At 59.1% G+C, this 9277-nt stretch carries 7 protein-coding genes; 4 read left to right on the top strand and 3 right to left on the bottom strand.

All coding sequences use genetic code 11. The features are described from left to right. Window positions 1–65 precede the first annotated feature (65 nt). Window positions 66–1103 carry a DUF3179 domain-containing protein gene (locus R6U20_RS04320; protein ID WP_410336641.1) on the bottom strand — a complete coding sequence of 346 codons (1038 nt, stop codon included), beginning with the start codon at window positions 1101–1103 and terminating at the stop codon, window positions 66–68. A 153-nt stretch (window positions 1104–1256) separates the two neighbouring features. Continuing rightward, window positions 1257–2093: a hypothetical protein gene (locus R6U20_RS04315; RefSeq protein ID WP_410336640.1), complete on the bottom strand. Its 837-nt coding sequence runs from the start codon at window positions 2091–2093 to the stop codon at window positions 1257–1259. A gap of 273 nt (window positions 2094–2366) precedes the next feature. On the opposite strand from R6U20_RS04315, the gene R6U20_RS04310 reads away from it, so the two are divergent. The 4 genes from R6U20_RS04310 to R6U20_RS04295 all read left to right on the top strand — a co-directional run bounded on the left by R6U20_RS04310 (window position 2367) and on the right by R6U20_RS04295 (window position 8728). Next, window positions 2367–3731, top strand: coding sequence for a TolC family protein (locus R6U20_RS04310; RefSeq protein ID WP_410336639.1), 1365 nt, complete (start codon window positions 2367–2369; stop codon window positions 3729–3731). Between the two features lie 68 nt (window positions 3732–3799). Further along, window positions 3800–4924 carry an efflux RND transporter periplasmic adaptor subunit gene (locus tag R6U20_RS04305; RefSeq protein ID WP_410336638.1) on the top strand — a complete coding sequence of 375 codons (1125 nt, stop codon included), beginning with the start codon at window positions 3800–3802 and terminating at the stop codon, window positions 4922–4924. Between the two features lie 50 nt (window positions 4925–4974). Next, on the top strand, window positions 4975–8391 hold the full coding sequence (locus R6U20_RS04300) for an efflux RND transporter permease subunit (protein WP_410336637.1): 3417 nt from the start codon (window positions 4975–4977) through the stop codon (window positions 8389–8391). A gap of 28 nt (window positions 8392–8419) precedes the next feature. Next, a complete protein-coding gene (locus R6U20_RS04295; RefSeq protein ID WP_410336636.1) occupies window positions 8420–8728 on the top strand; it encodes a hypothetical protein in 309 nt (102 codons plus the stop codon). A 4-nt stretch (window positions 8729–8732) separates the two neighbouring features. Here R6U20_RS04295 and R6U20_RS04290 read toward each other — a convergent pair. Beyond that, a partial coding sequence (locus R6U20_RS04290; RefSeq protein ID WP_410336635.1) for a class I SAM-dependent methyltransferase occupies window positions 8733–9277 on the bottom strand: 545 nt, incomplete at its 5' end.

Here is a 9277-nt window from a genome sequence, read left to right as displayed (position 1 = left end):
GCAACCTCTCTGCGTGTTGTGGCAAACCGATTCGTATCCCGCCGATAGAGCCAGCCGATAGAGCGCTATACCGTATTGCTATCTGGATAGAACGCGTTCCAGGCAAAGAAGAACGCCTCTATCGATACGAGTGCGTCGAGCGGCAGCGCATCGGGCGCGTAGGATTCACCGTCGATCTCATAGCGGTTGTTTTCCGTCGGGGTAACGTCGGGCATCTCATCAGCCTCGTAGATGTGCCCGGTATGGAAGCGTTCATCGTACACGGCTATGAAACCGTCGGCACGTAGCACACGCTCATCTTCCAGCGTGTCGAGCATGAAGTGGACGCTCTCTTCGTCGGTGCGGGCCCCCACGACCATGTCTTTGGGATGATGCGCATCGGACTCATGCATGAGCGGAAAGATGACCTCGCGCGCATTGTAGTAGCCGCCGCGCGGGTTGTAACGTCCGTACGGGTCGTTGCTGTAGTTGCGCATGTGGCCGGTGTCGTCGCTTAGCACCTGAGTTTCGGGATGCTGTGCGCGCCACGGGTCCCAGGTCGTCCAGATCAGGTTGACCTCGTCGAGGGTGGCGCTGGCATGATCGCCGGTGAGGCCGGTGGCTGCAATCTGCGAGAAGTAGCTTTCGGTGTTGCGGTCGAACATCACAAGGTTGCTGTTCAGCAGCTGTCCGGATACGCCCAGCGTGGTATCCCCCCGCTTAAACCCCTGTGCGGTAGCGGTTAGTGGACAATACGTAACCGCCACATTGAGTCTGCCCACAGCATCGTTTACGATTTCGTGGTGCACCATGATGTTCTGGGGATACGCACGCGCTTCGCCGTTATGCACGAATCCGATGATCATATCGCCGTCGTCGAGATCGGCACCATCGGCATCGACAAACTGCGGATCGTCGATGGCAGGGATGCCGTCGGGAGGCGGCCCGCCCGACATCATGAAGTCGGTGTAGTCCGACAGGTCGTCGTGCAATACGTACGGCGTATCGGCCAGCGGGAGTGCGGGGTTGGGCGCAGGAGAAGGAGCCTCGGTAGCAAACAGGTAGAAGCCGAGGCTCGCAAGGAGCCCAGCAACCGAGACGAGCACAGCACGAGAAGACAGCATGGCAACACAACGCGAGTGATGAAGGGGCAACACGCGTCGTGTAGTGCCGCTTGCGTGGTCTTGCGTTACAGCGAGCACAGAGAAAAGCCGCCTGCCTTCCAAATGCAAGAAGGCAGGCGGCTAAGCAACCCAAACGATATGTGAAGGCAGCAGTTACCGCTCCACTTCGACTTCGCGTTCGGTGTAGTTGAAGTCGCCCGGCACGCGCTCGTCGTTTTCGTCGAGCAGTTCGAGCGTGAACGTGTAGGTGCCGCTGTCGAGTCCTTCTACGAAGGCAGGCGTCCACTCATCCATCGTGAGCTCGGCGACCGTCTCATCGGACCCCTCTTCCTGGATTGTGTAATGGGCGCGATACCCATCTTCGCTCAACTCCACATTGTAGAGATAGAAGTCGAGCATGATGCGCTCGGCCCCGTCGCCGCTGTACGTGCCTTTCGGGCGGCTGTAGATGATGCTGGGTTCGCCCTCTTCGAGTGGGAAGTCTTCGCCCTCAGCTTCTTCACCGACATAAAAGTTCACCAGGTCGTAGGCATCTTCGCTCTTTACGCTTTCATGGAACGAGCGGCTGGGGAAGACAAACGCCGAGTATGCGCCGGGCTCCAGTTCGCCAATGCTAAACGGCTCCGCATCGGTGTTGTAGTTCGCGAAGTACGGATCGTTGTTCACGATGATGTGCGTGTGCTGCCCGTCCTCTGAGTTTGCAATCTCATCGAGTCGGGGGATGTCGGTCTGCGACCCGGGAATGAAGTTTTCGACCGCGACTTCGACCTCCACCTCGCCCGGGTCGAGTACGGCTTCGGATTCAGGTGCTTCGAAGCGGGCTGTGGCGCCATCAATGGTCGGCGAGCGCTCGCCCGGTTCCAGGGTCACGGTGTCAGTATCACCGGTATCAGCAGACTCGGAGGCATCGCCTCCGCATCCGGTAGCGAAGAGGAGCATGGCGGCCCCGAAAGCCAGCAGGTAAGTGATGCGACGCGCAGTAGAAAGCATAGGTCGAAGAAGTAATTAGCGGAAAGCAGCGGCAGTATATATTTTACCTGTTACGTAACAGTATGCAGGAGGCCAACGGTTCCACAGGTTGCGCAATCGTGAGATGTTGGGGTGTTCATTCGGATAGCGGAAAGCGAACCGCTGAATACATCGTGTCGGAGAATGCATTTCGGTAAGATGGCGTAGGGTATGATGCATAAGAAGAGCATGTGTCGAGGACGCATGCCCCGGAACACTAATCAACTGAAAAGTTATACGGTGTTGCTTGTAGACATGCATTACCTCGAACACATCATGATCATGCTCCGCCTGTATTTTATTGCTGCTTGCGTGCTTGCACTGGGAAGTTTTCCGAACGTCCATGCCCAGACGCCCGACACGCTTGCGCTGTCTGCACAAGATGCAGTCGAGCGGGCCCAGGAGCAGAACTACCAGGTGCAGACGGCTGCAGCAGAGACGGATGCCGCTCAGGCTGGGGCACGCCAAACGCTGGCGACTTTTCTCCCCCAGGTGTCGGTGTCAGAGAACGCGACTTCTACCACTGACCCGCTCAATGCGTTTGGCTTTCTGCTGAAGCAAGAAACTGTTAGGGAAGCCGACTTTGCCCCCAATGCGCTGAACAACCCCGACCGTATCGAGAATTACACGACGCAGGTCACTGTGCAGCAGCCTGTACTCAACCTGGACGGTCTATTTGAGCGTCGGGCAGCTACTCGCCAGGCACAGGCGGCCGAGCTTGGAACGCAGCGCACTGCCGAGATGGTGCAATTTCAGGTGCGCAGGCAGTACTACGGATTGGTCTTGGCCCGTGAACGTGAGTCCGTCATCGTGGCTGCGTTGGAGGCAGCACGCAGCAATCAGTCGCGCGCTGAGGACCTGCTCGACCAGGGCATGATCACGCAAGCCGATGTGCTGGCAGCGCGGGTGCGCGTGCTTGAACTGGAGGCCGATCAGACTGAAGTGCAGGCCGCTGTTGAGGATGCTTCTGACCAGCTCCGGTACTTGCTTGGCATGGAGGAGAAGACGCGTATCGCCCCGACCGATGACCTGCCTGATCCAATCGAAACGCCCTCACAGGTTGACGTGCAGACGGTGAACGCTGAACGCTCTGATATGCGCGCCTTACGTTCTCGCCGCGCTGCTGCTGAGCAGCGGGTGAGAGCAGCTCGTGCTGCGTTTCTGCCTACGGTGAATGCAGAAGGCGGATATGAGTGGAATGATACGACTCCCTTTGGTACACAGGGGCAAGGTTGGACCGTTGGTGTATCCCTTCAGTGGAATATATTTCGGGGGTTTCAGCAGATTGGTGGAATGCAGCGGGCACAAGCCAATGAACGCGCCTCTAATCTTGCTGTGCGCGATCAGCGTCTGCAAAACGAAGTGGAGATTGAGTCGGCTCTGCGTGCACTGGATACCTCGCGCGAGCGAGTTGAACAGACCGAAGCCGTAGTTGAGCAGGCTCGCGAGTCGTTTCGCCTGCGTTCCGATCGGTTTGAACAGGGGCTTGAAAGCACCACCGATCTGTTGCAAGCGGAAGCTCAACTGGCCGAAAGCCGCCTTGCGGCCCTGCAGGCGCAATACAAACACACCACGGACCGCTTCCGCCTTGAACTGCTTACGGAAATCTCGCTGCGCTAACGTGCACTAAAAATACCCCCTTGTGCCTCTTCTTTTGCGTCTCTGCTGCCTTGCCTAACATGCTTCACATGCCTTCTCCACTCAGCGGTCCTTCCGCCATGCTCCAACCCTTACGCCTTTTTGTGCCGCTTCTGATTATCGTGCTGTCTGCCAGCCTGGCTGCATGTGGCAGCGACACTCCCGAGTCTCCACCGGAGCAATCGCCTGTAGCCGTACAGGTAGAAACACTGGCTGACACCGCTTACCCTAAACAGTTTGAGTACACTGGCACGGTGGCAGGTACAGAGCGCATTCCGCTGAGTACGCGCATGATGGGACGTGTTGATGCGGTCTTGGCCGAAGAGGGCACGCAGGTTGAGGAAGGGCAGGTACTCGCGCGCATCAGTTCTGATGATATGCGTGCGCAACGGCGGCAGGTAGAGTCCCAAAAACGAGAGGCCGAGGCTGCGCTGAGCAATGCCCGCACGCAGTTTGCGCGCCTCGATACACTGCTTCAACGCGGCAGTGCCACGCAGCAAGCATACGACGCTGCTGAAGCAGAGTACGAACGCGCCCAGGCGCAAGTGGAGGCACTCGACAATCGCCTCGACGAAATCGACGATGGGCTTTCGTATACGACCATCACCGCGCCTGCACCAGGTATCGTGGTCGATAAACGCATCGAACAGGGCGCTATGGCCTCGCCAGGCCAGCCGCTACTGATGCTGGAGGTGAGCCGTCTCTTGGAAGTGCGCACACAGGTACCCGAGCGGGCCATCAACCGAGTAGCCACAGGTGATACCGTGCGGGTCGTTGTCCCCGCTTTAAGCGATACCCTGAGCGGAAACGTGAATGAGGTGAACCCCAGTGCTGACCCGGCCAGCCGACAGTTTCGAATGCGCGTGGTGCTGCACGATCCGCCCGCGTCTGTAAAGTCGGGCATGTACGCGCAGGTGCTGCACGAATCGGGAGATGAACACCTCCTCACTGTGCCCACCGAGAGTCTGGTTGAGCGTGGACAGCTTACGGGCGTGTATACGGTAACCGACGATAATTATGCGTTGCTGCGGTGGGTACGCACCGGAACACCACGCGGCAACCGGGTGGTCGTGCTTTCAGGCTTGCAGACGGGCGACCGCTATGTGCGAAGCGCTGAGGGCCGCCTGCACGACGGACGGCCCGTTACTGTGCAAAATGCAACTGCACAGGACTAACCCCGCCCTGCTCTGTTGCTTGCTCACGCATCCCTCTTGCTGCTACTGTTATGGCTACCCAAACCGGTTTGGCCGGGCGCCTTGCCCAGCCGTTTATCAATTCGAAAATTACGCCGCTGCTAATGGCGGCTTTCTTAGGCATTGGCATTTACAGCGTGTGGCTGACACCCAAAGAGGAGGACCCGCAGATTGAGGTCCCCATGGTCGACATTCTGGTGCAGCAGCCGGGCGCTACACCAGATGAAGTGGAGAGCCGTATCGTAGAGCCGTTGGAGCGCCTCCTAAGTAACATTGATGGTGTAGAATATGTCTACAGCAACGCGATGCAGGGGCAGGCCGCCGTCAGCGTACGCTACTACGTAGGCGAAGACATCCCGCGTAGCCTGGTAAAGCTCTACGAGCAGATCCTGAAACGCATGGAGCAGATGCCCCCTGGCGCTTCCATGCCGCTGATCAAGACGCGCGCGGTAAACGATGTGCCGATCCTGTCGCTCACGCTACACAGCGACACCTACAGCGACTATGAGTTGCACCAGATGGGCACCGAGTTGGCCTCGGAGTTGCAGCGGGCCGACGGCGTTGCTGCTATCGATGTTATCGGGGGGCGCGAGCGCACAGTGAAGGTGCGTACCGACCCGAATCAGTTGATGGCATATAATCTTGACCTACCAGCTATTGCTGAGCAGGTGCAAGCCGCCAACAGTCAACAGCAATCGGGCTCGTTTCGGTCTGGGGATGCGGAGTATCTTGTAGAAACCGGCAAATTTCTTGAAACTGCTGAAGACGTACGTAACCTGGTGGTTGGCGTACACGAAGGGCAGCCCGTCTACCTGCGCGACGTAGCTACTGTAACAGACGGTCCGGGCGAGACCGAACGGTACGTGCAGTTCGGATACGGAGCCCATCACCGTCCGGCAACTGCTGACGAATCGGATGAAGCGGGCGATGCCGGCGTTACTGAAGCGCTCGCTACATCCCCTGCGGTCACGCTGGCACTGGCCAAGCGCGACGGCGCCGACGCGATGTCGGTTGCCGAAGAAGCCTTGGCTACGCTCGAAGAGACGCGCTCTACGCTCCTACCGAGCGACGTAACCGTGACGCCAACACGCAACTACGGCGCCTCTGCATCCGACAAGGTGAGCGAACTGTTTCTGCACCTCATCATCGCCATCCTTACCGTAACTGTGGTGGTGGGCCTGTCGATGGGCTGGCGCGGCGGACTTGTGGTCTTCCTCTCGGTGCCGATTAGCTTTGCGCTCACGCTGTTCGTGTACTACATGTTTGGGTACACGCTGAACCGCATCACGCTCTTCGCGCTGATTTTTGTAACGGGCATTGTGGTCGACGACTCGATCATTGTGGCGGAGAATATGGAGCGGCACTTTAAGATGCGGCGGCTGCCGTTTGCCCAGGCTGCCATTGCAGCAATCAACGAGGTGGGTAACCCGACGATTCTGGCCACGTTCACCGTCATTGCCGCCGTGCTACCCATGGCGTTCGTGTCGGGGCTGATGGGGCCGTACATGAGCCCGATGCCCATTGGGGCCTCGCTGGCCGCGCTCTTCTCCCTGTTTGTGGGACTTACCATCACGCCGTACCTGGCATACCGCCTGCTCGATACGAGTCCTGCGGATGAGAACACACCCGACTACAGCCTCGAAGACACCACCATCTACCGCTGGTACGCAGCCTCCATTCGTCCGCTACTCGAAAACCGTACGCTGGGATGGAGCTTTATCGGTGGCACTACGGTGTTGCTACTCGCCTCACTATCGCTCTTCTACTTTCAGGCGGTGACGGTGAAGATGCTGCCGTACGACGATAAAGATGAGTTCCAGGTTGTCATTGACATGCCCGAGGGCACGCCGCTGGAGCGAACATCTGCTGTTACACGCGAACTGGGACTCTACCTGGCGCAGCGTCCCGAGGTTGTTGATTACCAGACGTACGTGGGGGATGCATCGCCTATCAACCTGAACGGATTGGTACGCGGGTATGACATGCGCTCGGCGCCGCACCAGGCAGACATTCAGGTGAACCTGCGCAGCAGCGACGAACGCGACATCCAAAGCCACCCTATTGCCAAGGCCATGCGTCCGGACATGCAAGCGATTGGTGCCCGCTACGGCGCAAACATCAAGGTGGCCGAGGTGCCCCCGGGGCCGCCCGTGCGGGCTACGCTTGTGGCTGAGATCTACGGGCCCGATACGGAGCAGCAGCACGCCATTGCTGAGCAGGTGAAAACGCTCTTTGCCGAAACCGATGAGGTCGTCGACGTGGACTGGACAGTGCAGGCCGACCAGACGCGTTACACGTTTGCCGTAGACAAGGACAAAGCCATGCAGATGGGCGTGCCTGCACAGCGCATTGCCGAGGCTATGCGCATGGGCCTTAACGGCGCTGATATGTCCACGCTGCGCGTGAGCGGCGCTGATGATCTGGTCGGCATTGAGGTCCGCCTGGGCGAGGCCGAGCGCTCCAGCCTCGATGCGCTTCGCAACATGCCGGTACAGACGCAGGCCGGCACCACCGTGCCTGTTGGCGACTTGGTACAGATCAACGAACGTACGCGCCGTCAGCACATCAGCCGCAAAGACCAGCAGCGCGTCGTGTATGTTACTGCCGACGTAGCCGGTGAGGTGGAGAGTCCGGTCTACTCGATGCTCGATATTGAGGAGCGCCTCGATGAGGTCGAAATGCCTGCCGGATACGACCTGTCTACGCTCTACACCGGGCCCCCCACGGTCGACGATGCGTACTTCCTGAAGTGGGGCGGCGAGTGGACCATCACTTACAAGGTGTTTCGCGATCTGGGGATTGCGTTCGCGGTGGTGCTGCTCATCATCTATATGCTGATTGTAGGCTGGTTTCAGACACTCACCACGCCCATTGTGATGATGGTTGCCATTCCGTTATCGCTCATTGGGATTGTGATTGGGCACTGGGTGATGGGCGCGTTCTTCACCGCCACGTCGATGATCGGGTTCATTGCCCTGGCAGGGATTATGGTGCGTAACTCGGTGTTGCTCATCGACTTCATCGATATTCGGCTCGATGACGGCGCGCCGCTCAAGCAAGCTGTTATTGAAGCTGGGGCGGTCCGTACGCGCCCTATTCTGCTAACAGCAGGCACAGTGGCTATTGGCGCCTTTGTGATCATTCTGGACCCGGTGTTTCAGGGACTCGCGATCTCGCTCATCGGTGGTGTGATTGCGTCGACCGCGCTTACGTTGCTCATTGTGCCGCTCATCTACTACATGCTGGAGCGCCGCAAAGCGCCCGAGAACCGGGGCCGCGATGGCGCAGCCGCGTCTGGCGCAGCGCCTGCCAGCGCTTCGGGCTCTGCGTCTGATCACGATTCGACAGGAACCGACACCACGACCGGTGCGGATGATGCCAACGGCGCCGACGCTGAGGATGCTGATGACACCGCTTCTGACGACGACTCGCCTTCCGCATCCACCTAACTGCTTTTTGACTGAACGAACGCCTGCTATGAAGCTTGTAGCTGTAATGAGCATCGACACGTACCGCGACGACCTGCTGCGCCTGTATCGCGAGCATGCGATTCGGGTGTTCAGCGAGATTGACATCCGTGGCCACTATCACAAGGGCGAGTCTACTGCCGCCGACATTGGATGGTTTGGGCGAGCGAATCACCCGGCTTACTCCATGCTCACGTGGGCGTTTGTAGGCGATGAGGAGGCGGATGCATTTATGGAGGCCGTCGCAGCGTTTAACACAACGCATGATCCTGACCACCCGGTGCGGGCGTTTCAGATGGATGTGGAACGCGCCGTGTAGGCAGCTACGCATCGGGCTTGGTCCAGATAAGGCGCACTACCGCTGCCTGACCGCTGTGGCCGGGTCCTTCGTGGAGCGATACGACCGGCTCGGTGAGCAGTTCGATACCGGATTCGGGAAACGCATTGCGCAGCTCTTGGGCCGTTACCATCATTTCGGCGTGGGGCGGGCCGCCGCTGGCGTAGCCGTCGGTGCGTTGCTCGGGCCGAAACCACTCGGCAACGAGCGTGCCACCAGGAGCCAGGCTCGCTTTCATGATCTCGTACAGCCGGGGCTGCCACTGTACGGGCAGGTGCACGTAGGTGGCGGTAAGGGCCTGCCAGGTGCGTGACGGCTGCCAGGTGGTCAAGTCGGCATGGATCGTATGAAGTGCAGCGCCTTGCTCGGCGGCCAGCCGCTCGGCCTTCTGGAGGGCGGTGTCCGAATAGTCGAGCAGCGTGACCTCGCATCCGTGCGCTGCCAAGTAGACGGCGTTGCGCCCTTCGCCTAGGTGGAGTGCTACCGAGTACAATACCAGTAGTGCCTGGCTCCGGAACCTGTACAACCATC

It is taken from the genome of Longimonas sp., from assembly GCF_046498435.1.
GTDB lineage: Bacteria > Bacteroidota > Rhodothermia > Rhodothermales > Salinibacteraceae > Longimonas.
This window is presented reverse-complemented; position numbering and strand designations above follow the sequence as displayed.

Bases quoted from the DNA above. Each gene is read 5' to 3' on its own strand.
- R6U20_RS04320 (WP_410336641.1), bottom strand. From the start codon at position 1,103: ATGCTGTCTTCTCGTGCTGTGCTCGTCTCGGTTGCTGGGCTCCTTGCG.
- R6U20_RS04315 (WP_410336640.1), bottom strand. From the start codon at position 2,093: ATGCTTTCTACTGCGCGTCGCATCACTTACCTGCTGGCTTTCGGGGCC.
- R6U20_RS04310 (WP_410336639.1), top strand. From the start codon at position 2,367: ATGCATTACCTCGAACACATCATGATCATGCTCCGCCTGTATTTTATT.
- R6U20_RS04305 (WP_410336638.1), top strand. From the start codon at position 3,800: ATGCCTTCTCCACTCAGCGGTCCTTCCGCCATGCTCCAACCCTTACGC.
- R6U20_RS04300 (WP_410336637.1), top strand. From the start codon at position 4,975: ATGGCTACCCAAACCGGTTTGGCCGGGCGCCTTGCCCAGCCGTTTATC.
- R6U20_RS04295 (WP_410336636.1), top strand. From the start codon at position 8,420: ATGAAGCTTGTAGCTGTAATGAGCATCGACACGTACCGCGACGACCTG.